23 protein-coding genes are annotated in these 24,700 nt (G+C 71.6%); 13 read left to right on the plus strand and 10 right to left on the minus strand.

Annotated features, from left to right (window positions below; translation table 11 throughout):
* Positions 1–52: 52 nt before the first annotated feature.
* Positions 53–703, minus strand: a complete 651-nt coding sequence (locus tag AB0E02_RS11375) for an NAD(P)H-dependent oxidoreductase (RefSeq protein WP_362137764.1) — start codon at positions 701–703, stop codon at positions 53–55.
* A gap of 354 nt (positions 704–1,057) precedes the next feature.
* Here AB0E02_RS11375 and AB0E02_RS11380 point away from each other — a divergent pair, with 354 nt between their 5' ends.
* Positions 1,058–1,420 carry a helix-turn-helix domain-containing protein gene (locus AB0E02_RS11380; RefSeq protein WP_030417213.1) on the plus strand — a complete coding sequence of 121 codons (363 nt, stop codon included), beginning with the start codon at positions 1,058–1,060 and terminating at the stop codon, positions 1,418–1,420.
* A gap of 100 nt (positions 1,421–1,520) precedes the next feature.
* Here the strand turns inward: AB0E02_RS11380 and AB0E02_RS11385 are convergent, their stop codons facing one another.
* Positions 1,521–1,955 carry a MarR family transcriptional regulator gene (locus tag AB0E02_RS11385; RefSeq protein WP_362137765.1) on the minus strand — a complete coding sequence of 145 codons (435 nt, stop codon included), beginning with the start codon at positions 1,953–1,955 and terminating at the stop codon, positions 1,521–1,523.
* Between the two features lie 145 nt (positions 1,956–2,100).
* On the opposite strand from AB0E02_RS11385, the gene AB0E02_RS11390 reads away from it, so the two are divergent.
* From AB0E02_RS11390 to AB0E02_RS11405, 4 genes are all read left to right on the plus strand, one after another.
* The gene (locus tag AB0E02_RS11390) at positions 2,101–3,420 is read left to right on the plus strand and encodes an ABC transporter permease (protein WP_362137766.1); all 1,320 of its coding nucleotides are present in this window, start codon (positions 2,101–2,103) and stop codon (positions 3,418–3,420) included.
* Between the two features lie 481 nt (positions 3,421–3,901).
* On the plus strand, positions 3,902–5,362 hold the full coding sequence (locus AB0E02_RS11395) for a DUF2252 domain-containing protein (RefSeq protein ID WP_362137835.1): 1,461 nt from the start codon (positions 3,902–3,904) through the stop codon (positions 5,360–5,362).
* 609 nt (positions 5,363–5,971) lie between these two features.
* A complete protein-coding gene (locus AB0E02_RS11400) occupies positions 5,972–7,162 on the plus strand; it encodes a hypothetical protein (protein ID WP_362137767.1) in 1,191 nt (396 codons plus the stop codon).
* Positions 7,163–7,172: 10 nt separating this feature from the next.
* Positions 7,173–7,517, plus strand: coding sequence for a rhodanese-like domain-containing protein (locus AB0E02_RS11405; protein WP_362137768.1), 345 nt, complete (start codon positions 7,173–7,175; stop codon positions 7,515–7,517).
* Positions 7,518–7,841: 324 nt separating this feature from the next.
* Here AB0E02_RS11405 and AB0E02_RS11410 read toward each other — a convergent pair whose 3' ends face one another.
* From AB0E02_RS11410 to paaA, 6 genes are all read right to left on the minus strand, one after another.
* Positions 7,842–8,975 carry an acyl-CoA dehydrogenase family protein gene (locus tag AB0E02_RS11410; RefSeq protein WP_362137769.1) on the minus strand — a complete coding sequence of 378 codons (1,134 nt, stop codon included), beginning with the start codon at positions 8,973–8,975 and terminating at the stop codon, positions 7,842–7,844.
* Between the two features lie 513 nt (positions 8,976–9,488).
* On the minus strand, positions 9,489–10,532 hold the full coding sequence (gene paaE / locus AB0E02_RS11415) for a 1,2-phenylacetyl-CoA epoxidase subunit PaaE (protein WP_362137770.1): 1,044 nt from the start codon (positions 10,530–10,532) through the stop codon (positions 9,489–9,491).
* Positions 10,532–10,999 carry a 1,2-phenylacetyl-CoA epoxidase subunit PaaD gene (gene paaD / locus AB0E02_RS11420; RefSeq protein WP_362137836.1) on the minus strand — a complete coding sequence of 156 codons (468 nt, stop codon included), beginning with the start codon at positions 10,997–10,999 and terminating at the stop codon, positions 10,532–10,534. The genes paaE and paaD overlap by 1 nt, the downstream gene beginning before the upstream one ends.
* Before the next feature lie 152 nt (positions 11,000–11,151).
* Positions 11,152–11,871 carry a 1,2-phenylacetyl-CoA epoxidase subunit PaaC gene (paaC, locus tag AB0E02_RS11425; protein ID WP_362137771.1) on the minus strand — a complete coding sequence of 240 codons (720 nt, stop codon included), beginning with the start codon at positions 11,869–11,871 and terminating at the stop codon, positions 11,152–11,154.
* Positions 11,868–12,218, minus strand: a complete 351-nt coding sequence (gene paaB / locus AB0E02_RS11430) for a 1,2-phenylacetyl-CoA epoxidase subunit PaaB (RefSeq protein WP_310724046.1) — start codon at positions 12,216–12,218, stop codon at positions 11,868–11,870. The genes paaC and paaB overlap by 4 nt, the downstream gene beginning before the upstream one ends.
* Positions 12,215–13,165, minus strand: coding sequence for a 1,2-phenylacetyl-CoA epoxidase subunit PaaA (paaA, locus tag AB0E02_RS11435; RefSeq protein ID WP_362137772.1), 951 nt, complete (start codon positions 13,163–13,165; stop codon positions 12,215–12,217). The genes paaB and paaA overlap by 4 nt, the downstream gene beginning before the upstream one ends.
* A 167-nt stretch (positions 13,166–13,332) precedes the next feature.
* On the opposite strand from paaA, the gene AB0E02_RS11440 reads away from it, so the two are divergent.
* The 3 genes from AB0E02_RS11440 to AB0E02_RS11450 are packed head-to-tail and all read left to right on the plus strand — an operon-like array spanning position 13,333 to position 16,132.
* Positions 13,333–14,004, plus strand: a complete 672-nt coding sequence (locus tag AB0E02_RS11440; protein WP_362137774.1) for a DUF5819 family protein — start codon at positions 13,333–13,335, stop codon at positions 14,002–14,004.
* Positions 14,005–14,012: 8 nt separating this feature from the next.
* Positions 14,013–15,461: an HTTM domain-containing protein gene (locus AB0E02_RS11445; RefSeq protein ID WP_362137776.1), complete on the plus strand. Its 1,449-nt coding sequence runs from the start codon at positions 14,013–14,015 to the stop codon at positions 15,459–15,461.
* Positions 15,458–16,132 carry a TrmH family RNA methyltransferase gene (locus AB0E02_RS11450; RefSeq protein ID WP_030802955.1) on the plus strand — a complete coding sequence of 225 codons (675 nt, stop codon included), beginning with the start codon at positions 15,458–15,460 and terminating at the stop codon, positions 16,130–16,132. Before AB0E02_RS11445 ends, AB0E02_RS11450 begins: the two co-directional genes overlap by 4 nt.
* Before the next feature lie 51 nt (positions 16,133–16,183).
* Here AB0E02_RS11450 and paaN read toward each other — a convergent pair whose 3' ends face one another.
* Positions 16,184–17,866 (minus strand): phenylacetic acid degradation protein PaaN, encoded by a 1,683-nt coding sequence (gene paaN / locus AB0E02_RS11455; RefSeq protein ID WP_362137777.1) that lies wholly within the window; start codon positions 17,864–17,866, stop codon positions 16,184–16,186.
* A gap of 146 nt (positions 17,867–18,012) precedes the next feature.
* Here paaN and AB0E02_RS11460 point away from each other — a divergent pair, with 146 nt between their 5' ends.
* The gene (locus AB0E02_RS11460; protein WP_362137778.1) at positions 18,013–19,539 is read left to right on the plus strand and encodes a 3-hydroxyacyl-CoA dehydrogenase; all 1,527 of its coding nucleotides are present in this window, start codon (positions 18,013–18,015) and stop codon (positions 19,537–19,539) included.
* Positions 19,536–20,126, plus strand: coding sequence for a TetR/AcrR family transcriptional regulator (locus tag AB0E02_RS11465; protein WP_362137779.1), 591 nt, complete (start codon positions 19,536–19,538; stop codon positions 20,124–20,126). The genes AB0E02_RS11460 and AB0E02_RS11465 overlap by 4 nt, the downstream gene beginning before the upstream one ends.
* A gap of 67 nt (positions 20,127–20,193) precedes the next feature.
* On the opposite strand, the gene AB0E02_RS11470 is transcribed toward AB0E02_RS11465, so the two are convergent.
* Entirely contained in the window at positions 20,194–20,718 is a 525-nt protein-coding gene (locus AB0E02_RS11470; RefSeq protein WP_362137780.1) for an Lrp/AsnC family transcriptional regulator, read from the minus strand.
* Between the two features lie 225 nt (positions 20,719–20,943).
* On the opposite strand from AB0E02_RS11470, the gene pdhA reads away from it, so the two are divergent.
* Genes pdhA through AB0E02_RS11485 form a run of 3 tightly spaced genes read left to right on the plus strand, consistent with a single transcriptional unit; the run spans position 20,944 to position 24,634 of the window.
* Positions 20,944–22,134: a pyruvate dehydrogenase (acetyl-transferring) E1 component subunit alpha gene (gene pdhA / locus AB0E02_RS11475; RefSeq protein WP_362137781.1), complete on the plus strand. Its 1,191-nt coding sequence runs from the start codon at positions 20,944–20,946 to the stop codon at positions 22,132–22,134.
* Positions 22,131–23,165, plus strand: coding sequence for an alpha-ketoacid dehydrogenase subunit beta (locus AB0E02_RS11480; protein WP_030411539.1), 1,035 nt, complete (start codon positions 22,131–22,133; stop codon positions 23,163–23,165). The genes pdhA and AB0E02_RS11480 overlap by 4 nt, the downstream gene beginning before the upstream one ends.
* Positions 23,165–24,634, plus strand: a complete 1,470-nt coding sequence (locus AB0E02_RS11485; protein WP_362137782.1) for a dihydrolipoamide acetyltransferase family protein — start codon at positions 23,165–23,167, stop codon at positions 24,632–24,634. The genes AB0E02_RS11480 and AB0E02_RS11485 overlap by 1 nt, the downstream gene beginning before the upstream one ends.
* Positions 24,635–24,700 lie beyond the last annotated feature (66 nt).

Below are 24,700 nucleotides of genomic sequence, written 5' to 3' on the forward strand. Positions count from 1 at the left end.
GTTCAGGGGTTCTGGTGGCCTGGGCCCGCGGTTCGGGGCCCGGCTCCCGTTCTCAGGCGGCGAGGCGTGCGACGAGGGCCTTGGCCTTGGCCGTGGCGTCCTCGTGGGCCTTGTCGCGGGAGGTCTCGTACAGCGGCACCAGGTCGGCCATCGCCGGGTTGACGGGTGCCATGGTCAGCTCGGGGACGATGAAATCGACGTCCAGCCCCATGCCGCCGCCCAGCACGGCCTCCAGGTAGTTCTGCACGTACTCCATGCCCTCACGGGGCGTGCCCGGCGCGTACGAGCCGCCACGGCTGGCGACGACCGTGACGGGCGTCCCCTTGGCGGACGGCGCCTCGCCCGCGGTACGGCCCATGATGATCACCTGGTCGAGCCACGCCTTGAGCGTGGAGGGGATCGTGAAGTTGTACATCGGCGCGGCGATGACGACCGCGTCGGCCTGCTCCAGCTCCTCGGCGAGCTTGACCCGCACGGCGAACGCGGCCTGCTGCTCGGGGGTGTGGGAGGACGGGTCGGAGAACGCGGCGGAGGCGGCGACGCCGTCGAGGTGCGGCAGCGGGTCGGCGGCCAGGTCGCGGTGGATGACGGTGCCTTCGGGGTGCTGCTCCTCCCAGGTCTTGCGGAAGGCCGCGGTGACCGAGCGGGAGGCGGAGACGCCCTCGGGGGAGACGGACGAGTCGATGAGCAGAAGCGTGGCCATGGGAATCGTTCCTTCGGTCGGTGCTGTCCGGTTGATGCGGTCTGGTTGATGCGGTCTGGCTCTGGTAGGTGCCGTCCGGTGGGTGCCGTCCGGTAGGGGCCGGGCGGGGACAGCGGGGCTTCAGCGGGTTCAGCGCGTTCAGCGCGTTCAGGTCCAGCGGGGGCTTGCCAGTGGTCTCACCGGGGGCTCGGCCCCTGTTCAGCGCCCCAGGGATCAGCGGGCACTGCGGTGCTGCCCACGTTGAGCACGTACTGACCAACGTTTGGCTAGCTGGTTGAATTCCGTACGTCACTATTCATAGCACAGGAGCTTACTTTTCTGCAGTAGCCAACGAGAGGGCGGTACGCTGGGTGTATGGCGGACCACAGCGAGGCGACGTGTAAGCAGGTCGACGACGGCATGGCGCGCGTCTTCGAGCTGTTCGGGAAGCGCTGGACGGGACTGATCGTCGCCACCCTGATGTCCGGCCCGGTGCACTTCGCTGACCTGCGGCGGGCGATCCCCGGCATCAGCGAGCGGATGCTCTCCGACCGCCTGATGGAGCTGGCGGGTGTTGGCCTGATCGTGCGCGAAGTGGATGCGGGCCCTCCGCTCCGTGTCTCTTACCGGCTCACGGAGGCCGGCCTTGCGATGGACCCCGCCCTCAAGGAGCTCGGCCGCTGGGCGGAGACGTATCTGGCGGACGGCGGGCAGTGCCCGAAGCGGTTCCGGAGGTAGCCGGTCGGGGGCTTCGTTCCTGGTTCTTTGCCTGTTGGCCCCCTCTTTCCGCTTTTCCTGAGCTCCACCCCTCTTCCCTCTGTCTGGTGGGTTGCGCCAGTTACCCCAGTCGCTCCTGAGCCGCGTTGTAGCGCTGTAGGTAGGTGGCGAAGCGGTCGAGGTCGGCCTCGTCCCAGTCGGCCAGGCGCTCGCGGAAGGCCTGCCGGCGGCTGGCGGTGACGTTGGCGAGCACCTGGGCGCCCTTCTCGGTGGGGTGGAGCACCTGGACGCGGTGGTCGTCCGGGTCGACCCGGCGCTCGACGAAACCGAGCTTCTCCAGTGCGGCGATCTGCCGGCTGACCGTGGACTTGTCCAGGAAGTAGTGCGCCGCGAGGTCCGTAGCGCGGCATCCGCGCTGGTCATCGAGGTGCGCAAGCAGGGTGTAGGAGACCAGCGACAGCTCGGGATGCATCCGGGCGGCGGTCGCGCGGGCCCGCCGGGCGAAGGCGGTCATCTCCTGCTGGATGGTCTCGACGGAGTCATCGCGGTGGGCCACGGGTTGCCTTTCGTAGATGTAGTTGTAGAGTACAACGTAAGTATGAGTTGTATTTGCCAACTGTTGCTGGCAGCTGTTGCCGGCTGCCCGCCCGCAGTCCGCCGCGGGCCGGCGACAGAACCCTCAGCGTGAGAAGGCTCGCCCCATGAGTACGGTCCGACGTCCCGACCACCACCGAAGTGCGCCCCAAGGCAGCCACCGGGCCGCCTCCGCCGGCCGCCCTGCCGCCCACACGGCCGGGCTCCGCCATGTCCTGACGCACCTGGTCACGCCCCTGCTGATGTGCATCGGCATGGGGCTCGCCTACCTGGGCGCGTTCGCCCATCCCGCACCCCACCACCTGCCGGTCGCGGTCGTCGGATCGAGCCGGAGCGCACAACTGCTCGCCCAGTCGATCAACGACAGGTCGGGCGGCGACCTCGCGGCGCGTACGGTCCCCCGTCGCGCTACCGCGGTCGAGCAGCTGAAGCACCAGGACATCTTCGGTGCCTACGTGATGAACGGGGCGGCGCAGGGACAGACGGGGGAGCGGCCGCAGGGGCAGGCGCAGGAGCGCACGCAGGGACAGACGGGCGGGCGAATGCAGGGACAGACGCGCGGCCAGGGGGTCCCCGAACTGCTCGTGGCCACCGCCGGATCCGACACCAGCGCCTCCGTCGTGCAGAAGATCTTCACTCCTCTCGCGGCCCGGCAAGGTGCCCCGCTGAAGGTCACGGACGTCGCGCCGCCCGCCGAGGACGATCCGACCGGGCAGGGCATCTTCTTCCTGCTGGTGGCGATCAGCATCGGCTCGTACGCCTCGGTCGCGGTGATCGGCGGTGCCGGCGCCGTCCTGCCGCTCCGGTTGCGGGCCGTGTTGGCGATCGGTACGTCCGTCGTGGTCAGCCTCATCGGCACGGCGTTCGCGGGCCCGGTGTTCCACCTCGTCGACCACGGACTGTGGGGCCTGTGGGGCATGGCGTGGCTGTACTCCGCCGGCGTTCTGCTGATCGGCACCGGCCTGCACACCTTCCTCAAGCGGTGGACGACGCTCGGCGTGATGGCCCTCTTCGTGATGCTCAACTTCACCTCGTCCGGCGGGATTTTCCGGCCCGAGATGCAGAACGGCTTCTTCGCCGCCCTGCACTCCTTCTGGAACGGTGCCGGCTTCGTGGAGGGCCTGCGCAGTCACGTCTACTTCGACGGTTACGGCCTGTCCGGGCACGTTGGGACGCTGGTCGGCTGGCTGCTCGTCGGCGTGCTGATGGTCGGTCTGGCGGGGCTGGCCGAACGACGCCGACGGGCCGCGGAAGCGGAGGCGACGGCCAATGCGGCGGCGGTGGCAGCGGCTGCGGTAGCGGCAACGGTGCCGGAGCCCAGGCCGCAGCGGCCGGTGGGGGCGGCGACACCCGGCACCGGCTCGGCGGAAGCGGCCACGGAGGAAGAAATGACGGAGGAAGAAATGGAGGAGGCGGTGGGGGTCTAGCGGGCCGATGACTTACCACTGCGAGGGTGGTCGCTGAGTGCCTGGCGGGTTGTGATTGCGGCTTGACGGCTTGACGGCTTGACGGCTTGGTGGGTGAGGGGTTGGCGGACTTGGTGGCTTGGGAGTTGGGGGCTGACGGCTGGACGGCTGGACGGCTGGACGGCTTGACGGCTTGGGGGTTCGGCGGGTTGGCGTCAGTGGCTGACCGCCTGGCCGCCTGACCGCCTGACCGCCTGAGCTTCTGACCGCCCCATCCCCTGCCTCCCCTCGACACGACCAGCGATACGCAGAGTTATCCACAGGCCCTGCGCGCGATGGCGCGACGTCGGTAACGTCATTGCACGTCGGCAGGCCGGGAGCAGTCCCGTCCGGCAGCCGGTAAGTAGTGCCCAGTGACAGAGAATTCGCCGACCCCACCGACCCGGTGGATGTCGCCGAAGTCGCCGCAGCCGTGAAGGTCCTGAAGGGGGAGGTGGCCCGCATGACGCGTGTGCCGTACGTACCGGGGTTTGCCAAGGCCGATGCACAGGGCCCGTCGCCCAAGGCGGCCGGCCGGGCGTTGCGGGAGCGGCTGCCCCGTGCCGCGCAGTCCGCACTGTCGAGCACGCTCGAACGCCCGGACGCGGTAGCGGCGGTGGAGGAATCCAACGCTGGACGGCTTACGGACCTGACTCCCATACGGGTCGGCCGGATGGCAGCGAGCCCGTTCGCCTTCCTCCGCGGCTCCGCGGGCCTGATGGCGTACGACCTGACGGCCGACCCGGTGACCGGTATCGGTGCCCAGATCTGCGGTGACGCCCACGCCGCCAACTTCGGGCTCTACGGCGATGCCCGTGGCGGTCTCGTCATCGACCTCAACGACTTCGACGAGACCCTGTACGGGCCGTGGGAGTGGGATGTGAAGCGGCTCGCCACGTCGATGGTCCTGGCGGGCCGGGAAGCGGGCGCGGCTGAGGACGAGTGCCGCAAGGCTGCCCAGGACGCGGCGGGCGCGTACCGGCGCACGATGCGGCTGCTGGCGAAGCTGCCGGTGACCGAGGCGTGGAACGCGATCGCCGACGAGGAACTGGTCTCGCACACCGACGCCCGGGACCTGCTGGGGACGCTGGAGCGGGTGTCTGCCAAGGCGCGGAAGAACACCAGCGCGCGGTTCGCGGCGAAGGCGACCGAGCGGACGGCGGACGGAGGCCGTCGGTTCGTGGACGCGCCACCGGTGCTGCGCCGGGTGCCGGACGCCGAAGCGGCGGCCGTGGCCGCCTCCCTCACCGGCTATCTGGACACCCTCCCCGAGGACCGGCTGCCCCTGCTGGCCCGGTACGCGGTGCACGACGTGGCTTTCCGAGTGGTCGGCACGGGCAGTGTGGGCTTGCGGTCGTACGTGGTGCTGCTGCTGGATCACCGGGGCGAGCCGCTGGTCCTGCAGGTGAAGGAGGCCCGCAGCTCGGCGCTGGCACGGTACGTGGAGAAGGCCGGCTTCCCGGCCCCGGCGGTGACGCATGAAGGCCGCCGGGTGGTGCTCGGCCAGCGGAGGATGCAGGTCGTCAGCGACATCCTGCTCGGCTGGACGACCGTGCAGGACATACCCCCGGCCGCCGGGCGAGGGACCTGCTCCACCCACGACGACCACGGGACGGGCGGTTCGGCTGCCGGACTTCCGTTCCAGGTCCGCCAGTTCAGGAACCGTAAGGGCAGCGTCGACCCGGCCCAGCTGACCGGCGACCAGCTGGACGACTACGCCCGGATGACCGGCGCCCTCCTGGCCCGAGCCCACGCCCACAGCGCCGACCCACGCCTGGTGGCCGGCTACTGCGGCAAGAGCGAAGAACTGGACGAGGCCATAGCGAAGTTCGCCGTCGCCTATGCAGACCGCACGGAGGCAGACCACACGGCACTGACCACAGCAGTGAAGAGCGGCCGCATAGCGGCAGAAATGGGGGTATGAGCTCGGCCGATCTCGGCCGCGCCACAGCAGACCACACCTGCGCGTGACTGTCCGGTCTCTTCGGGGCCTGCCTGTGGCGACCAACGATGGCCGCGCTGATCGAGGGGGCCCATTGCCGATCGACGGTGGTCTCTGTTGTCGCCCGATGCCCGATGCCCGATGCCCGATGCCCGATGCCCGATGCCTGTGCCGACCGGCGGTGCCGACTGTTGATCGACGAGTACCGACCGTTGATCGTGGTGCCCTCAAGCTGCTGTCGTGCTGCTGTCATGGCGCTGGCCGGGAGTCGGCGGTCGGTGGGGGACGGGGAGGCGGTCAGTGGTGAGCGGTAGGGGGGCGGGTGGTCGCCGTAGGCGGCGAGCGGTGAGTGGTGCGCGGGGGTGGGGAGCCGCGGGTGGTGAGCCGAGGGGAGGCGGTAGGTGGTAGGTGGTGCGGGGTCGGGGGTGGGTGAGGGGTGGGGTGGGGGCGGGGGAGGGGCCCAGGGGGAAGGCAGCAGGGAAAGGCGAAGCGCCACCCTCCAGGGCAGACCGCGGCCGAGGTACGGGTAACGGAAGCCTTCAGCCGGTGGCGAGGCAGGGAGCGGGTTGGCTCGGGCCGTACGCTGACCGGGTGACGAACTCGCACGCGGAGAACACACAGGACGGCCAGCACCGAGCGGACGGACCGGGCACGGCGGATGCCCTGGGAGAACCGCAGGCGCCGGATGCTCGCGACGGCGGTCAGGGCGCCCCAGCCGCCGGCACGGAAGGACAGCCGGCCCAGTTTGACGGCTCCGGCTCGTCCGGCGACGCCGCCCCGTCGGGCGAACCCAGCAATGTCACCGGCCCGGGCCCGTCCACTGGTCAGGGCGCCTCCGCTGGCCAGGGCCCGTCTGTCGGCCAGAACGCGTCCGCCGACCACGGCCCCTCCGCCGCCCAGGCCCCGTCCGTTGATCCGGACTCATCCCCCGGCCAGGACTCCCCCGGTCAGGACTCCCGCGGCCAGGGCTCCCCTGGTCAGCAGGCACCCAACCCGCAAAACGCGGCCGACGAGGGGACGCGGCGGTTGGCCAAGGCCGTGTTGGCGGCGGAGCAGGCGTTGATCGAGTTCGAGATCGCGGTGGAGACGTTCCGGGTGGAGGTGGAGAACTTCTCCCGGCTGCACCATCAGCGGCTCGGCCCCATGTATGCGCGGCTGGACGAGCTGGACGCGCAGATCGCCGAGGCCGTGGCGGCGCGTACCGGCGACCCCGAGGACATCCGTAAGGCGCACGAGGCGCGGGCGTCGGTGCTGCCCATGCCGGAGGTGGAAGAGCTGTTCCACGGCTGGATGGGGTCGGACGGGCTCTTCCCGGAGGCGCAGGCGATGCTCACCGAGCAGCCGGTGCAGCCGCCGCAGAAAGTACGGCCCAGCGAGGAGGTCCGTAAGGTCTACCGCGAGCTCGTCCGCAAGGCACACCCGGACCTGGCGCGGGACGACGCGGAGCGGGCGCGGCGGGATGCGTTCATCGCGCGGGTCAATGCGGCGTACGGCCGGGGCGACGCGGCGGCGCTGCGGGAGCTGGCGCGGGAGTGGGAGGCCGGTCCGGCGCCGGCCGAGGAGTGGCTCAGCGAGAGTGAGGAGCTTTACGCCCGTCTGGAGTGGCTGGCCACGCGCAAGGAACTGCTGGCGGCCATTGCCGCCGAGCTGGAGGAGAGCGCGATCGGCGCGATGATCAAGATGGCGCCGGAGGACCCGGACCGGCTGCTGGACGAGATCGCCGAGAAGCTGCTCGCCGACGTCGCAGAACGTGAGGCGTACCTCACGCAGCTGGTCGGGTAGCGTCGGGACCATGCAATTTGGTTCTGTACCCACCGTCGGTGTCGATGCGCTCTCGGCCGAGGCCTTCCTTCTGGACGTCCGGGAGGACGACGAGTGGGAGGCGGGGCACGCCGAAGGTGCGCTGCACATCCCGATGAGCGAGTTCGTCGTCCGCTACGGGGAGTTGACCGAGAAGGCGCCCGAGGGCGACAAGGTCTACGTTCTGTGCCGCGTCGGTGGCCGTTCGGCCCAGGTGGCGCAGTACCTGGTCCAGCAGGGCATCGACGCCGTGAACGTCGCGGGCGGCATGCAGGCATGGGAGGCCGCCGGTCGTCCCGTTTCGGACGGTAAGGGCGGAACGGGGACGGTTGTCTAGCCGGCCGGTGCCTAGCTGGGCAGGGGCTAGTCGGCCAGTGTTTGGCTAGCTAGCTAGCTAGCCAGCCAGCCAGCTAGCCAGCCAGCCGGTCGGTCAGTGCCTGCGTGGCACAGTTGGCCGGCTTCCGCCAACCACCTGGCCGCTGCACAGTGCCCGCCTGCGTTGCCACGCCCTCCGCCCCTCCCCTCCCCGCAGGCCGAGAGGGCAACGCACGCTCGCCCGATGAGCGCGCACCAGACCGGGGAACGCGCGATAACCCAGGGAGCGCGCCAGCCCCGTGAGCGCATGGCACCCCGTGATTCCGCGCGCCCTCCCCACCAAATCTCACCCCAGCGGATGCGCCGCGAGCAGGTCGCCGAGGGACTCTTCGTGGGCGGCAGCGGGCCCGAGGGAGAGTTCGAGCTGCTTGGCCCAGGCGTGGTAGCGGTGCAGCGGGTAGTCGGTGTCGGCACCGAAACCGCCGTGCAGGTGCTGGGCGGTCTGGACGACGCGGCGTACGCCCTCGGAGGCCCAGATCTTGGCGACCGCGATGTCCCCGGCAGGTGGGAGCGGGCCGGGTGCGTCGGAGGTGAGGCGCCAGGCGGCTTGCCAGAGGGTGGCCTCCATGGCGCGCAGGTCGATGAAGCGGTCGGCGGCCTGGACGGCTACCGCCTGGAAGGTGGCCAGCGGGAACCCGAACTGTTCGCGCTTGCCGGTGTATTCGCTGGTCATGGCGAGTACCCGCTCGCCGAGCCCCAGGGCCAGGGCGCAGGTGCCGATGGTCAGGAGGTGGCGGAGGGATTCCCAGGCGTCCGGGTCCGTGAGCGTTTCGGCGGTGCTGATACGAACGGAGTCGAGCCGTACCTCGGCCTGGCGCTCGCCGCTGGTCGAGATCTGGTCGGCGAGCGTGACGCCGGGGTGGGCACGAGGGACGAGGGCGAGGACGGCGTCGCCCTCGGCGGTGTGTGCCGGCAGCAGGATCCGGTCGGCGGTCGCGGCCCAGGGGACGGCGGTCTGCGTGCCGTCGAGGATGCAGTCGGTGCCCTCGTGGGTGGCGCGCACGGCGAGTTCGGCCGGTTCGTGGCCCGTACGGCCGGCGGCGGCGACGGTGACGACGAGGTCGCCGGTGGCGATCTGCGGCAGTACGTCCGTGCAGAGCGCGGCATCGGCGTACCGCTGGAGGGTGAGCGCAGCTGCACCGGACTCCAGGAGAGGTACACGGGCCAGCACCTTGGCCGATTCGCGCAGTACAAGGCAGAGGGCTATCGGGTCGAGGCCGGCGCCGCCGTACTCGGGCGCGATGAGCAGGCCCAGCAGATCCGCGTCGGCGAGCTTGCGCCACAGCGCGCGGTCGAAGTCGTCGGCGACCGCTCCGGTGGTGAGTGCCGGGCTGGGTACGTCGTCCGGAGCGGCCCCCGAGAAGACGGCCCGCGCCGCTTCGACGGCGGCCTGTTGCTCCTCGGTGAAGGTGAAGTCCACTGCCTGTCCTTCCTTCCGCACGACACCGCGACCTGACGAGCCATCAGGTCAGGCGCCAAGGTAGAACAGGTTCCAGGAATTGGGAATGGTGTGGTGACGAGGAGGCGCTAGCCCGGCCCCCTGGCTTACGAACTTCCCCAAGCGCTTCAAGCCCGCGGGACCGAGCGACCGTCCGTCCGTCCCCTGACCCGTCGGACCGCCCGGGACCACTCGACATGCGCCAAGCGGCGGTTGCGTATGGGCTGCTGCCGGGAGTACTGGGCTGGAGTTCGGCGGAGAAGAGGAAAGGACCGGGAAGGGCGATGGGCGGGAGCCCATGGGCGGACTTGGCCCTGAACAGGCAAGGGCAGAGCTTCGGCCGCGGCCGGTCGAGCGGGGTCCAGGCAGACCAGGCCGCCGGCCCGCAGGCGGTGGGCGAGGCGAGGGTGCCGAAGGCGGCGCCGCCGGTGTGCGGCAGACCTCCATGCGTTTCGGCCGCTCGAAGGTCAGGTCTCCTCCTCCCGGGCCCACCCCCTACCGATCGAAGTCCAGCTCCACCTTCTCCGTGGCCGGGTGGGACTGGCAGGCGAGGACGTAGCCGGCGTCGACCTCGTCGGATTCGAGGGCGAAGTTGCGGTCCATGCGTATCTCGCCGGAGACCAGGAAGGCGCGGCAGGTGCCGCAGACGCCGCCCTTGCAGGCGTAGGGGGCGTCGGCGCGGTTGCGGAGGACGGCTTCGAGGAGTGATTCGCCGTCGTGGACGGGCCAGGTGCCGGAGCGGCCGTCGAGGGTGGCGGTCACCGTGCTGTGTGCGGGGGCCTTGGCCGTGGGCGCGGTCGGGGTGCCGTTGTCGACGTGGAAGATCTCTTCGTGGATGCGGTTGCGGGGGACGCCGAGGGTGCGCAGGGCGCGTTCGGCGCCCTGGACCAGGCCGTACGGGCCGCAGAGGTACCAGCCGTCGATGGCGTCGGTCTTCAGCAGGGCGGGCAGCAGGGTGCGGAGCCGGTCCTCGTCCAGGCGGCCGGAGGGCAGGCCGGCCTGCTGTTCCTCGCGGGAGAGGGTGTGGATCAGCTGGAAGCGGTCGGGATAGCGGTCCTTCAGGTCGGCGACCTCCTCCAGGAACATCGTGGAGGCCGCGGTGCGGTCGCTGCGGATCAGGCAGAAGCGGGCGTCGGGCTGCTGGGCGAGGAGGGTGGCGGCGATGGACAGTACGGGGGTGATGCCGCTGCCGCCGACGATCCCCACGAAGTGACCGGGGCGCGGGGCGAGGACGAACCGGCCGGCCGGGGCCATCACCTCCACCGTGTCGCCGACCGCCAGCTCCTTGAGCGCATACGTCGAGAAGGCGCCGTCCTCGACGTGCCGGATGCCGACGCGCAGGACGGGCTCGTCGGTGGCCGGGGCGCAGATGGAGTACGTACGGCGGATCTCCTGGCCGTCGACCGTTCTGCGCAGGGCGATGTGCTGCCCGGGGGTGTGCCGGAAGGCGCTGCGGAGTTCGGGCGGAACGGTGAAGGTGACGGCCACCGCGTCGTCCGTGAGCCGCTCGACCTGCTGGACCCGGAGCGGGTGGAACATCACAACTCCTTGAAGTGGTCGAAGGGTTCGCGGCAGGACTCGCAGCGGCGCAGCGCCTTGCAGGCCGTGGAGGAGAACCGGCTCAGCAGGGTGGTGTCGGTCGATCCGCAGTGCGGGCAGCGGATAGTGAGGGCGACGGAGACCGGTCCGCCGGACGGGCCGGCCGGGCGCGGTGGGGCGATGCCGAAGTCGGCCAGCTTGCGGCGGCCCTCGGCGGTGATCGCGTCCGTGGTCCAGGGCGGGCTGAGGACCGTACGGACCTCGACGTCGGGTATGCCGTGGACGTGGAGTATCCGCTCGATGTCGGCGGACATGGCCTCGATGGCGGGGCAGCCGGTGTAGGTGGGGGTGAGCTCGACCTCGACGCGGTCGGGGGCGGTCAGCCGCAGAGCGCGCAGGACGCCGAGCTCGGCGAGGGTGAGGACGGGCAGCTCGGGGTCGGGAACGGAGCCGGCCAGTGCCAGCAGTTCCGCTTCGAGGGCCGTGGTGGGGGCGGCGGCGGGCGGGGTGGCCGTCCCGACCCTTCCGCCCGTGCCGGCCGTGCCGCCCGTGGTGGGCCTGCCGGCCGTGCCGGCCGTAGGGGGAATGACGGGCCTGGTGGTCGTGGTGTCTCCGGTGGTCACCATGTCGCCCCCGGGTGACTGCGGTGGAGGTGCTGCATCTCGGCGAGCAGCCGTCCGAACGATTCTGTGTGCAGGCCCTGGCGGCCCGCGCCGGCGGTCCACGCGCCGCGCTGCGGTCCTTCGGGGAGGCGGAGGGTGGCCTGCTCGACGGTGGCGGTGATGCGGGTGGTCCACACGTCGTGGAACGTGGCCCAGGGCAGCGTTTCCAATCCGGCCACCGGCTCGAACATCTCGCCCGTGAAGCGCCACAGGGCGTCCAGGGCGCGCTGCATCCGGGTGTGGCTCTCGTTGGTGCCGTCGCCCAGCCGGAGGGTCCACTGGGTGGCGTGGTCGCGGTGGTAGGCGACCTCCTTGACGGCCTTGCCGGCCAGGGGCGCCAACTCGGTGTCTCCGCTTGCCAGTTGCTCGAAGAGCAGCTCCTGGAAGGTGGAGAAGTAGAGCTGACGGGCGATGGTGTGGGCGAAGTCGCCGTTGGGCTGCTCGACGAGCTGGAGGTTGCGGAACTCCCGCTCCTCGCGGAGATACGCCAGCTCGTCCTCGTCGCCGGCCAGGGAGAGCAGCACCCGGGCCTGGCCGAGCAGGTCCAGTGCGATGTTGGCCAGCGCCACCTCCTCCTCCAGGACCGGGGCCTGGCCGGCCCACTCGCCCAGGCGGTGGGAGAGGATCAGCGCATCGTCCCCGAGGGGCAGGGCGGGGGTGGTCACGGTGTCCGTCACAGGTGGTGCACCCCCTCCGGGATCTCGTAGAAGGTCGGGTGGCGGTACGGCTTGTCGCCGGCCGGTTCGAAGAAGGCGTCCTTCTCGTCCGGGGAGGAGGCGGTGATCTGGGCGGAGGGCACCACCCAGAGGGAGACGCCTTCGGAGCGCCGGGTGTAGAGGTCGCGGGCGTTGCGCAGTGCCATTTCGGCGTCCGGGGCGTGGAGGCTGCCGGCGTGGGTGTGCGACAGGCCGCGGCGGCTGCGGACGAAGACCTCCCACAGGGGCCAGTCGGTGGGGCGGGCGTCCGCCGCTTCGGCGGGGGCGCCGGAGGCGGGGGTTTCCGCGGGGCGGGGTGTCGTCGTCATCGTCCGGCCTTCCCGTGCTTGGCCGCGTGTGCGGCGGCTGCCTCGCGCACCCAGGCGCCTTCTTCGTGGGCCTGTCGGCGGCGGTTGATCCGCAGTTCGTTGCAGGGTCCGTTGCCCTTGAGGACCTCGCGGAACTCGGTCCAGTCGATGGAGCCGAAGTCGTAGTGACCGCGGTCCTCGTTCCACACCAGGTCGGGGTCGGGGAGGGTGAGGCCGAGGGCCTCGGCCTGGGGGACGCAGATGTCGACGAAGCGCTGGCGGAGCTCGTCGTTGGAGTGCCGCTTGATCTTCCAGGCCATGGACTGGGCGGAGTGCGCGGACTCGTCGTCCGGCGGGCCGAACATCATCAGGGAGGGCCACCACCAGCGGTCGACCGCGTCCTGCGCCATCGCGTGCTGGGCGTCCGTGCCGCGGCTGAGGGTCAGCAGGAGCTCGTAGCCCTGGCGCTGGTGGAAGGACTCCTCCTTGCAGATGCGGACCATCGCGCGGGCGTAGGGGCCGTAGGAGCACCGGCACAGTGGGACCTGGTTGGTGATCGCCGCGCCGTCCACCAGCCAGCCGATGGCTCCGACGTCCGCCCAGGTCAGGGTGGGGTAGTTGAAGATCGAGGAGTACTTCTGGCGGCCGCTGTGGAGCTTGTCGAGGAGTTCGTCGCGGCTTGTGCCGAGGGTTTCGGCGGCGCTGTAGAGATACAGGCCGTGGCCGGCCTCGTCCTGCACCTTGGCCATCAGGATCGCCTTGCGGCGCAGGGAGGGCGCGCGGGTGATCCAGTTGGCCTCGGGCTGCATGCCGATGATCTCGGAGTGGGCGTGCTGCGCCATCTGTCGCACGAGTGTGGAGCGGTACGCCTCCGGCATCCAGTCCCGTGGCTCGATCCGCTCGTCCGCGGCCACGGTGGCGTCGAACGCGGCCTCCTGAGCCGCCTCCTCCGGCGCGATCGTCGTCATGTGTGCCCCCTCGCTCCCGACCGACCGATCGTTCGGTTCAATGGTGAGTGGGCGGGCAGCGGGTGTCAAGCCTGTGGATAAGTCGGGGGAGGGTGTGCCCGGTGCGGCCGCGTAGGTACGGTTCCCCAGCGGAGTTGACCGCATGGATTTACGGGAACGGGGCGGGAATGCAGTCATACGGGGACGAACCGCGGCCTTTGGCCGCGCTGTCGCTACCCTCGCGGATCGTCATAGGCGTGGCGGCCTGCGCCGTCGCCGTCATCGTCGCGATTCATCTCGCCATGATGTTTCTGCACGTCGCGCCGCAGAACACGCTCAGCAAGCAGCAGGGCGCCCTGATCAGCGACTACGTCTATCCCGAGTACGAACAGAACTGGAAGCTGTTCGCGCCCAACCCCCTCCAGCAGAACGTCGCGGTCCAGGTCCGCGCGGAGATCCGTGCCGAGGACGGCAACGGCCGCACCACCGGCTGGACCGACCTGACCGCCCGTGACGGCCGGGCCATACTCCACAACCCGCTGCCCAGCCACACCGAGCAGAACCAGCTGCGCCGGGGCTGGGAGCTCTTCGTCAACAGCCACAACGCCCAGGGCCGTCCGATCGGCACCCGCGGCGAGCTGGCCGAGCGCTACATCCGTCGGATCGTGATGTTCCGGATGCAGGGCGAGTGGACCGCGGGCGGCGGCCGGGTCGAGCGCATCCAGGTCCGCTCCCGTACGGCCGCCGTGAGCCCGCCGTCGTGGAGCACCGAGAAGATCAGCGACAAGCCCGTGTACCGCGTGCAGCCCTGGTGGCAGGTCACCACAGCTGACCTCCCCGAGGGGGCGAACAGCCAGTGACGTCCCCGATGCCCCAGCAGCCCCAGAACGCCTCACAGCCCTCGCACACCACGGAGCCCACCGACGTGCCGCAGCAGGCGCACGCACCCCACGACCCCCAGGCCCCCGCCGCGCCCCCGTCCCCCTACGAGGAGACCCGGATCGAGCGCGCCGTCGGCCGCCTCTTCGGCCGCGCCACCGGCCGCGCGCTGGCCCCGTACCAGACCGCCGTGATCCGGATCGGCTTCTCGGCGACCTGGCTGCTGTTCCTGCTGCGCGAGTGGCCGCACCGCCTCACGCTCTACGGGCCCGACAGCCCCTGGAGCCTGGACATGGCGCGCCGCCTCCTGGACGCCAACCACGCCTTCTCCATGCTGCTGTGGTCCGACGGCCGCGGCTGGTTCGAGTGCGTCTACCTGATGGCCGTCGCGTCCAGCGCGGCGCTGCTGCTCGGCTGGCGCACCCGCACCATGTCGGTGCTCTTCATGCTCGGCGTGATCTCGCTGCAGAACCGCAGCGTCTTCATAGGGGACGGCGGCGACAACGTCATCCACCTGATGTCGATGTATCTCGTGCTCACCCGGTGCGGCCAGGTCTGGTCGCTGGACGCCCGCCGTGCCAAGCGCGCCCGGGCCGCGGCGGAGGTGTCCGCGGCGGAGGCGTCCGCGGCCAGCGGGGAGGCGCCCGAGGAGGCGCAGACCGCCGTCCGCACGCCAGGTGCGGGCCGCGGACGCGATCTGACCGGCATCGTCCTGTGGGCCGTGCTCGGCCTCGCCCTCGCCGTCGCGCAACTCACCGGCAGCTACGCCCTCCTGTGGTTCGACAACGGCCCGTTCCCGCACATCGGCTGGAGCCTGGTCCTGTGGGGCCTGTGGGCCGTGCACGGGCTCTGGTGGGCGGTCCAGCGCTATGCACCGGGGGAGCCGCGCACCGTCCTGGACACCCTCACCAAGCTCGCCCACAACGGCGCACTGCTGGTGATCATGGTCGAGGTCTGCCTCGTCTACTCCACCGCCGGCTGGTACAAGATCCAGGGCTCCCGCTGGCAGGACGGCACCGCGGTCTACTACCCGATGCACCTGGACTACTTCTCGCCCTGGCCCGCGCTCTCCCAGCTGCTCGGCAGCAACGGCCTGATGGTCATGCTGATCACCTACGGCACGGTGATCGTCCAGGTGGCCTTCCCCTTCACGCTCTTCAACCGCCGGCTCAAGAACGTGCTCCTGGTCATCATGATCTGCGAGCACCTCTCGATCGCGTTCCTGCTGGGGCTGCCGTTCTTCTCGCTCGCCATGATCGCCGCGGACGCGGTCTTCCTGCCGACGAACTTCCTGACCTGGCTCTCCGCCCGCGTCTCCGGCCTGCGCGAACGCCTCTTCCCGCGCACCGTCCCGGCCGGCCCGGACGGCGGCCCCGGAGGCGGTGAGCCCCCGGCCCGTACGGAGCACGGCGGCGGTGGCCATACGCTCGTGGGGTGAGCAGCGAGAAAACCGCCCCCGCCGAGCCCCTCCAGTACGACGAGGGCTACGGGACCCAGATCGGCGTCGGCCCGCATCCGGCGCCCTGGCCGCAGGACGACCGTTACGACCCGGAGCTGCTCGCGCACGGCGACCGCCGCAACGTCGTCGACCACTACCGCTACTGGACGCGGGAGGCGATCGTCGCGGACCTCGACACCCGCCGCCACGACTTCCATGTGGCGGTCGAGAACTGGGGCCACGACTTCAACATCGGCTCCGTCGTGCGCACCGCGAACGCGTTCCTGGCCAAGGAGGTCCACATCGTCGGCCAGCGGCGCTGGAACCGACGCGGGGCGATGGTGACCGACCGCTACCAGCACGTCCGCCACCACCCGGACACCGCGGACCTCACCGCCTGGGCCACCGCCGAGGGACTGCCGATCATCGGGATCGACAATCTCCCGGGGGCCGTGCCGCTGGAGACGACGGAGCTGCCGCGGCGGTGTGTGCTCCTCTTCGGTCAGGAGGGCCCGGGGCTGACCGAGGAGGCGCGCCGCCACGCCTCGCTGGTCTGCTCGATCGCGCAGTTCGGCTCGACCCGCTCGATCAACGCGGGGGCGGCGGCCGCCATCGCGATGCACGCCTGGATCGGCCGCCACGCGCGGATCGACGGGCCGGACGCCGGCTGACCGGCGCCGGGCCCGGCCATGTCACGCGGGCCGGCGCCCGGCCCGCTCACGTCATGCGGGTCGGCGCACCTCCACCATCCGGAAGCGGTTGGCCACGAACGCGCTGTCGCAGAGCACCGCATTCGCCGCCGGGTTACCGCCGGAGCCGTGGAAGTCCGAGAACGCCGCGGTCTGGTTCACATAGACCCCGCCGGTGAGGTTCAGCGACAGCTGGGCGCACTCCTCCAGGCAGGCGTCCTCCACCAGCCGCTCGACCTCGGCGTCCGTGGTGTACGCGCCGACCGTCATGGCGCCCTTCTCGCGGACCGTCCGCCGCAGCAGGTCCACGGCGACGGCGGCGGAGTCGACGGCCACCGCGAACGACACCGGCCCGAAGCACTCCGACAGATACGCCGCCTCGGCATCCGGCTTGGCGCCGTCCAGCTTGACGATCACCGGGGTGCGGACCGTCGCACCGGGGAAGTCGGGGTTGGTCACCTCACGGGAGGCCAGGGCCACCTCGCCGAGCCCGGCGGCGGCGTCGATCCGCTCCTTGACCTGCGGATTGACGATCGCGCCCAGCAGCGCGTTGGCCCGCGCGTCGTCGCCCAGCAGCCCGCTCACCGCGCCCGCGAGGTCGCTGACCACCTCGTCGTACGACTTGGGCCCGGCGTCCGTGGTGATGCCGCCGCGGGGGATCAGCAGGTTCTGCGGGGTGGTGCACATCTGGCCGCTGTAGAGCGACAGGGAGAAGGCGAGGTTGCTGAGCATGCCCTTGTAGTCATCGGTGGAGTCGATGACGACGGTGTTCACGCCGGCCTTCTCGGTGTGGACCTCCGCCTGCCGGGCGTGGGTCTCCAGCCAGTCGCCGAACGCGGTCGAGCCGGTGTAGTCGATGATGCGCACCTCGGGGCGGACGGCCAGCGTCTTGGCCAGGCCCTCGTCCGGCTTGTCCACGGCCAGGCACACCAGGTCGGCGGGGAAGCCGGCGTCGTCGAGGACCTCGCGCGCCACCTTGACGGTCATCGCCAGCGGCAGCACGGCCCGCGGATGCGGCTTGACCAGGACCGGGTTGCCGGTGGCCAGGGAGGCGAACAGGCCGGGGTAGCCGTTCCAGGTCGGGAAGGTGTTGCACCCGATCATCAGGGCCACGCCGCGCGGCACGGCCGTGAAGCTCTTGGACAGCTCCAGCGGGTCGCGCTTGCCCTGCGGCTTGGACCAGGCCGCCTGCCCCGGGGTGCGGGTCTGCTCGGCGTACGCGTACGCCACCGCCTCCATGCCGCGGTCCTGGGCGTGCGGTCCGCCGGCCTGGAACGCCATCATGAACGCCTGGCCGCTGGTGTGCATCACGGCCTGGGCGAACTCATGGGTGCGGGCGCTGATCCGGGCCAGGATCTCCAGACAGACCGCCGCGCGCAGCTCCGGGCCGGCGTCCCGCCAGGCGGGGATGGTGGCACGCATCGCGGGCAGCAGGACGTCCACGTCCGGGTGCGGGTAGCTGATCCCCAGCTCCGGCCCGTAGGGCGAGACCTCCTGGCCCGTCCAGTCGTCCGTGCCGGGCTGGGTGAGCTCGAAGCGCTTGCCGCGCAGCGCCTCGAATGCGGCCGCACCGTCGGCCGCGGCGGTCTCGCCGTACGCCTTGGGGTGCTCGGGGTGCGGGGACCAGTAGGCGCGGGTACGGATCGCCTCCAGCGCCTGGTCGAGGGTCGGGCGGTGCTTCTCGATCAACTGCGCTGCGGTCATTTCGGCGGCCATCGATGACCAACTCCTCGTCGAGCCGGGCGGAGAGCGGATAGGGCTGGGAGCGGACAGGACAACGGAGTTAGAGTAACCGAACGATCGGTCGGGGCAAGAGGGCCCGGCGAGCCTGTGGAAAAGTCGGTCGGGGAGGATCAGCTGGCATGACGGCAATCGGCACCGGCAACACCGTGGCAGTGGTGGGTACGGGCACCATGGGGCAGGGAATCGCGCAGGTGGCGCTGGTCGCCGGCCATCGCGTACGGCTCTACGACAGCGCCCCCGGGCGCGCGGACCAGGCCGCCGGCGCGCTCGTGCGGCGGCTGGACCGGCTGGTGGAAAAGGGCCGGATCACGGCGGCCGAGCGGGACGCCGCCCGCGACCGCCTCTCCCCCGCCACCGCCCTGGCCGAGCTGGCCGACGCCGCGCTGGTCATCGAGGCGATCCTGGAGGAGCTCAGCGCCAAACAGGAGCTGTTCAGGTCGCTGGAGGACATCGTCGGCGACGACTGCCTGCTGGCCACCAACACGTCCTCGCTGTCCGTGACGGCGGTCGCCGGCGGCCTGCGCCGCCCCGGCCGCTGCGTGGGCCTGCACTTCTTCAACCCCGCGCCGCTGCTCCCGCTGGTCGAGGTGGTCAGCGGCTTCGCCACGGACGAGGCGGCCGCCGACGCGGCGTACGACACCGCCGCGGCCTGGGGGAAGAAGCCGGTCCGTTGCGCCGACACCCCCGGCTTCATCGTCAACCGCGTCGCCCGCCCCTTCTACGCCGAGGCGCTGCGCGCCTACGAGGAGCGGGTCGCCGACCCCGCCACCATCGACGCGGTGCTGCGCGACGGCGCGGGCTTCAAGATGGGGCCGTTCGAGCTGACCGACCTCATCGGGCAGGACGTGAACGAGGCGGTCACCCACTCCGTGTGGCAGTCCTTCTTCCAGGACCCCAAGTTCACCCCCTCGCTGGCGCAGCGCCGGCTGGTGGAGGCGGGGCTGCACGGCCGCAAGGCGGGGCGCGGCTGGTACGACTACTCCGAGGGCGCGAAGCGGCCCGCGCCGCACACCGCGGCGCCCTGCCCGGCCCCGGAGGCCGTCGCCCTGCACGCGCAGTTGCCCGGTCCCGCCGCGGTGCTCCGCGAGCTCATCGAGGAGGCCGGCATCAAGGTCACCCGCGACCGCACGCCCGGCGAGTCGGAGGGCTTCCTCCGGCTGCCCGGCGGGGCCTGCCTGGCGCTGACCAACGGCTACCCGGCGACGAGCGTCGTCTACGACAAGTACATCCGCTTCGACCTCTCGCTCGACTACCGGGCCGCCACCCGGATCGCGCTGGCAGCCTCGGACACCTGCTCCGAGTCGGACCTCGCGGAGGCCGTCGGGCTGTTCCAGGCGCTGGGCAAGGAGGTCAGCGTCATCGGCGACGTCCCGGGCATGATCGTCGCCCGGACGGTCGCGATGATCGTCGACTTCGCCGTGGACGCCGCCGCCCGCGGGGTGGCCACCCCTGAGGACATCGACACGGCCATGCGGCTGGGCGTCAACTACCCCGGGGGCCCCATGGAATGGGCCGAACGGCTCGGTGCCCACTGGGTGTGGGACCTGCTGGACTCGATGCACCACCAGAATGCCCAGGGACGCTACGTACCGTCCTGGGCGCTGCGGCGCCGTGCGGACCTTGAGGAACAGGTGCTCTCATCATGACCATGGCCAAGCGCGACACCTACACGCCCGATTCGCTGCTCGCCGTCGCCGTCGAGGTGTTCATCGAGCGCGGCTACGACGGCACCTCCATGGAGCACCTCTCCAAGGCGGCCGGCATCTCCAAGTCTTCGATCTACCACCATGTGCGCAGCAAGGAAGAGCTGCTGCACCGTGCCATAAGCCGGGCCCTGGACGGCCTCTTCGGCGTGCTGGAGGAACCGGCTGCCCTCCAGGGGCGGGCGATCGAGCGGCTGGAGCACGTCACCCGCCGGGTGACCGAGGTGCTGATGGACGAACTCCCCTACGTGACACTGCTGTTGCGGGTGCGGGGCAACACGGACACCGAGCGGTGGGCCATGGAGCGCCGCCGGGAGTTCGACCACGAGGTGGCCGCGCTGCTCAAGCAGGCCGCCGCCGACGGCGACCTGCGGAACGACGTGGACGTTCGGCTCGCCACGAGGCTGCTCTTCGGCATGATCAATTCGATCGTGGAGTGGTACCGGCCCGGGCGGGGCGGCGCGGCGCGCCGCGACGAGGTCGCCGAGGCCGTGGTGCGCACGGCGTTCACGGGCCTGCGCCGGCTCTGACGGGGCCCTGTGGGGTCCACAGGGCCCCCTCTGCCCCCCTGAAGCCCGTCCCGCGGCACCGGGCGCTTCACTCCCCCTCGGGCCCGAGATCGGTCTCCTCGAAGACCAGCAGGGTGCGGGTGCTGAGCACCTCCGGTATCGACTGGATACGGGTGAGGACCAGCTCCCGCAGCTCCCGGTTGTCCTTGGTGTGCACCAGCAGCAGCACGTCGAAATCGCCGCTGACCAGCGCGATGTGGGTGGCGCCAGGTAGCGCGGTGAGCTGCTTGCGCACGGTCCGCCAGGAGTTCTGCACGATCTTCAGCGTGATGTACGCGGAGGCGCCCTGGCCTGCCCTTTCCTGGTCGACAAGGGCGCTGAACCCGCGGATCACCCCGTCGTCCATCAGCCGGTTGATGCGCGCGTAGGCATTGGCGCGGGAAACGTGCACCCGCTCGGCCACGGAACGTATCGAGGCCCTGCCGTCGGTCTGCAGCATGCGCAGGATCGACCGGTCGATGGTGTCCAGCGGGCGGGCGGCCGGGACGGCCGGGACGGGCGGTTCGGGCGTCGGTGGCTGACCGTTGTTATTGGCCATCTGTTCGTCCGGCATATGGTCCCGCCTCCCCTTTGTGGACGCCCTGTCTTCATCTGAAGCTGTGGAGAACCGTTTGTCCACAGGCTGAACCCGCCTGTAGCCAAAATGCATCAGCGACCGAACAATCGGTAGGGAAGGGCTCGCCCGCCCCGACCGGTTTCATCCTGCCCATCCGCCGTTCGCCCACCACCCTTCTGCGGCGCCATCGCGCCACCCCTTCGAACCGAGGAGGTGCTCGTCATGACGGTCCTTGAGCAGCCCGGCAGCAGCAGGAACAAGAGCAGCCTGGCCGGCCCGCCGCCCGCGTGGCGCCCGCGCGTCGATCCCGCGCCTCTCCTGCCCGACGAGGAGCCGTACCGCATCCTCGGCACGGACGCCGCCGCCCGGCTCGACTCCGGACTGCTGACCCGGCTGTACGCCCAGCTCGTGCGCGGCCGCCGGTACAACGCCCAGGCCACCGCACTGACCCGGCAGGGACGGCTGGCGGTCTATCCGTCCTCCACCGGCCAGGAGGCCTGCGAGGTCGCCGCCGCGCTGGCGCTGGAGGAGCGGGACTGGCTCTTCCCCAGCTACCGCGACACCCTGGCCGCCGTGGCCCGCGGCCTCGACCCCGTACAGGCGCTGACCCTGCTGCGCGGCGACTGGCACTGCGGCTACGACCCGCACGAACACCGCATCGCCCCCCTGTGCACCCCGCTCGCCACCCAGCTTCCCCATGCCGTCGGCCTGGCACACGCCGCCCGCCTCAAGGGCGACGAGGTGGTGGCGCTGGCCATGGTGGGCGACGGCGGCACGAGCGAGGGCGACTTCCACGAGGCGCTGAATTTCGCGGCGCTCTGGCAGGCCCCGGTCGTCTTCCTGGTGCAGAACAACGGCTTCGCCATCTCCGTGCCGCTCGCCAAGCAGACCGCCGCGCCCTCCCTCGCCCACAAGGCGGTCGGCTACGGCATGCCCGGCCGCCTGGTGGACGGCAATGACGCGCCCGCGATGCACGAGGTGCTCGGCGAGGCCGTCCAGCGCGCCCGCCGGGGCGGCGGCCCCACCCTCGTCGAGGCCGTCACGTACCGCATCGAGGCGCACACCAACGCCGACGACGCCACCCGCTACCGCACCGACGCCGAGGTCGAGACCTGGCGGGCGCACGACCCGATAGCCCTGCTGGAGCACGAGCTGGCCGGCCGTGGCCTGCTGACCGACGAGTTCGTCGCCACCACCCGGGAGAGCGCCGAGCAGCTGGCCGCCGACCTCCGCGAGCGGATGAACGCCGACCCGGTGCTGAACCCGATGGACCTGTTCACCCACGTGTTCGCCGAGCAGACCGGCCAACTGCGCGCCCAGGCGGCGCAGTTGCGCGCCGAGCTGGAGGCCGAGGCCACCGGACACCCCGAGGAGACCGCGGGCACCGCGCCCGCCGAGGAGGCCAGGCCATGACCACCACCGCTCCGGCCACCGCGCGCAAGCCCGCCACCATGGCGCAGGCGCTGACCCGTGCGCTGCGTGACGCCATGGCCGAGGACCCCGCCGTCCATGTGATGGGCGAGGACGTCGGCGCCCTGGGCGGCGTCTTCCGCATCACCGACGGCCTGGCCAAGGAGTTCGGCGAGGACCGCTGCACGGACACCGCGCTCGCCGAGGCCGGCATTCTGGGCACCGCCGTCGGCATGGCGATGTACGGGCTGCGGCCGGTGGTCGAGATGCAGTTCGACGCGTTCGCCTACCCGGCGTTCGAGCAGCTGGTCAGCCATGTCGCCCGGATGCGCAACCGCACCCGCGGCGCGGTCCCGATGCCGCTGACCATCCGCATCCCCTACGGCGGCGGCATCGGCGGCGTCGAGCACCACAGCGACTCCTCCGAGGCGTACTACCTCGCCACCCCGGGGCTGCACGTCGTCACCCCCGCCACCGTCGAGGACGCCTACGGCCTGCTGCGGGCCGCCATCGCCTCCGACGACCCGGTCGTCTTCCTGGAGCCCAAGCGGCTGTACTGGTCGAAGGCCGAGTGGTCGCCGGACACGCCCACCCCGGTCGCGCCCCTGGGCCGGGCCGAGATACGCCGCCGCGGCAGCAGCGCCACCCTGATCACCTACGGCCCCTCGCTGCCCGCCTGTATGGAGGCAGCCGAGGCCGGCCGCGCCGAGGGCTGGGACCTGGAAGTGGTCGACCTTCGCTCCCTGGTGCCGTTCGACGACGAGACGGTCTGCGCGTCCGTACGGCGCACCGGACGGGCCGTGGTCGTCCACGAGGCCGGCGGCTTCGGCGGGCCCGGCGGGGAGATCGCCGCCCGGATCACCGAGCGCTGCTTCCACCACCTGGAGGCGCCCGTGCTGCGGGTGGCCGGCTTCGACATCCCCTACCCGCCGCCCATGCTGGAGCGGCACCACCTCCCGGGCGTCGACCGGATCCTGGACACCGTCGCGCGCCTGCAGTGGGAGTCCGACTGGACCGAAGGACGTGGTGCGTGATGGCCGTGGTCCGTGAATTCACCCTGCCCGACCTGGGGGAAGGCCTCACCGAGGCGACGATCGTGCAGTGGCTGGTCGAGGTGGGCGAGGTCGTCGCCGTCGACCAGCCGGTGGTCGAGGTCGAGACCGCCAAGGCGATGGTCGAGGTGCCGTGCCCGTACGGCGGCGTGGTGACCGCCCGCTACGGCGACGAGGGGGCCGAAGTCCCGGTGGGCACCCCCCTGGTGACCGTCGCGGTCGGCGCGGTACCGGACGATCTGGCGGAGCCTGCCCCCACGACGGGCGCCGGTTCGGGCACCGCCACCGGGACGGCGACCGCCCCCGAGGCACCGGCCGCCGACGCGGCGGAGAACGGCTCCGGCAACGTCCTGGTCGGTTACGGCACGAGCGCGGCCGCGGCGCGGCGGCGCCGGATCCGCCCCGCGGACGGCGCGCGCCCCGAGGCGGGCGGCCCGCAGCCCCCGAGCGGGGGCGAGCCGGCCACGCCGGCCGAGGAGGCCGGTGCGGACCGCCCGGCCCGCGCCGCGGACGCCGACAGCCGTACGGTGGCCGTCATCTCGCCGCTGGTGCGCCGCATGGCGCGGGAGAACGACCTGGACCTGCGGGACGTGACGGGCACCGGGCCGGACGGCCTGATCCTCCGTACGGACGTCGAGTCCGCGCTCCGCGCCCGCCGGGAGCAGGCGCCGCAGCCGGCCACCGCAGCCGCCGAAGGGACTGCCGGCGCGGCCACCATGGCCGCCGCCCCTGGTGCCACGGCCGGCCTCGCCCCCACCCCGGGCGAGGAGCGGATCCCGCTGCGCGGGATGCTCGGCGCGGCCGCCGAGAAGTTCAGCCGCAGCCGCCGCGAGATCCCCGAGGCGACCTGCTGGGTGGACGCTGACGCCACCGAACTCCTCGCCGCTCGCCGGGCGATGAACGTCCCCGGCGCGCCCAAGGTGTCGCTGCTCGCGCTGCTGGCCCGGATCACCACGGCCGCGCTCGCGCGCTTCCCGCAGCTCAACGCCACCGTCGACACCCGCACCCAGGAGATCGTCCGGCTGCCCTCGGTCCATCTCGGCTTCGCCGCGCAGACCGACCGCGGCCTGGTGGTGCCGGTGGTCCGTGACGCCCAGGCCCGTACGGTCGAGGACCTCTCCGCCGAGATCGCGCGGCTCACGGAGACCGCCCGGGCCGGCGGGCTGTCCCTGGCCGAGCTGACCCACGGCACCTTCACCCTCAACAACTACGGCGTCTTCGGGGTCGACGGCTCCACGCCGATCATCAACCACCCGGAGGCGGCGATGCTCGGCGTCGGCCGGATAGCCGCCAAACCCTGGGTGCACGAGGGCGAGTTGGCGGTTCGGCAGGTCGTCCAGCTGTCGCTCACCTTCGACCACCGGGTGTGCGACGGCGGCACCGCGGGCGGCTTCCTGCGGTTCGTGGCCGACTGCGTCGAGCGGCCCGCACTGCTGCTGCGGGGCCTGTGAGCCCGGCCCCTCCGGACCCGCCCCGTCGGGCCCGGAGGGGCACCACGAAGGACGCCTGTGTGAGCG

This window comes from Streptomyces sp. NPDC048196, assembly GCF_040652715.1.
In the GTDB taxonomy this organism is placed as follows: Bacteria; Actinomycetota; Actinomycetes; order Streptomycetales; family Streptomycetaceae; genus Streptomyces; species Streptomyces siderophoricus.

Excerpts from the sequence above, each read along its gene's own strand:
- AB0E02_RS11375 (WP_362137764.1), bottom strand. The coding sequence starts at position 703 with ATGGCCACGCTTCTGCTCATCGACTCGTCCGTCTCCCCCGAGGGCGTC.
- AB0E02_RS11380 (WP_030417213.1), top strand. The coding sequence starts at position 1,058 with ATGGCGGACCACAGCGAGGCGACGTGTAAGCAGGTCGACGACGGCATG.
- AB0E02_RS11390 (WP_362137766.1), top strand. The coding sequence starts at position 2,101 with ATGAGTACGGTCCGACGTCCCGACCACCACCGAAGTGCGCCCCAAGGC.
- AB0E02_RS11395 (WP_362137835.1), top strand. The coding sequence starts at position 3,902 with ATGACGCGTGTGCCGTACGTACCGGGGTTTGCCAAGGCCGATGCACAG.
- AB0E02_RS11405 (WP_362137768.1), top strand. The coding sequence starts at position 7,173 with ATGCAATTTGGTTCTGTACCCACCGTCGGTGTCGATGCGCTCTCGGCC.
- paaE (WP_362137770.1), bottom strand. The coding sequence starts at position 10,532 with ATGTTCCACCCGCTCCGGGTCCAGCAGGTCGAGCGGCTCACGGACGAC.
- paaB (WP_310724046.1), bottom strand. The coding sequence starts at position 12,218 with ATGACGACGACACCCCGCCCCGCGGAAACCCCCGCCTCCGGCGCCCCC.
- paaA (WP_362137772.1), bottom strand. The coding sequence starts at position 13,165 with ATGACGACGATCGCGCCGGAGGAGGCGGCTCAGGAGGCCGCGTTCGAC.
- AB0E02_RS11440 (WP_362137774.1), top strand. The coding sequence starts at position 13,333 with ATGCAGTCATACGGGGACGAACCGCGGCCTTTGGCCGCGCTGTCGCTA.
- AB0E02_RS11445 (WP_362137776.1), top strand. The coding sequence starts at position 14,013 with ATGCCCCAGCAGCCCCAGAACGCCTCACAGCCCTCGCACACCACGGAG.
- paaN (WP_362137777.1), bottom strand. The coding sequence starts at position 17,866 with ATGGCCGCCGAAATGACCGCAGCGCAGTTGATCGAGAAGCACCGCCCG.
- AB0E02_RS11460 (WP_362137778.1), top strand. The coding sequence starts at position 18,013 with ATGACGGCAATCGGCACCGGCAACACCGTGGCAGTGGTGGGTACGGGC.
- AB0E02_RS11465 (WP_362137779.1), top strand. The coding sequence starts at position 19,536 with ATGACCATGGCCAAGCGCGACACCTACACGCCCGATTCGCTGCTCGCC.
- AB0E02_RS11470 (WP_362137780.1), bottom strand. The coding sequence starts at position 20,718 with ATGCCGGACGAACAGATGGCCAATAACAACGGTCAGCCACCGACGCCC.
- pdhA (WP_362137781.1), top strand. The coding sequence starts at position 20,944 with ATGACGGTCCTTGAGCAGCCCGGCAGCAGCAGGAACAAGAGCAGCCTG.
- AB0E02_RS11480 (WP_030411539.1), top strand. The coding sequence starts at position 22,131 with ATGACCACCACCGCTCCGGCCACCGCGCGCAAGCCCGCCACCATGGCG.
- AB0E02_RS11485 (WP_362137782.1), top strand. The coding sequence starts at position 23,165 with ATGGCCGTGGTCCGTGAATTCACCCTGCCCGACCTGGGGGAAGGCCTC.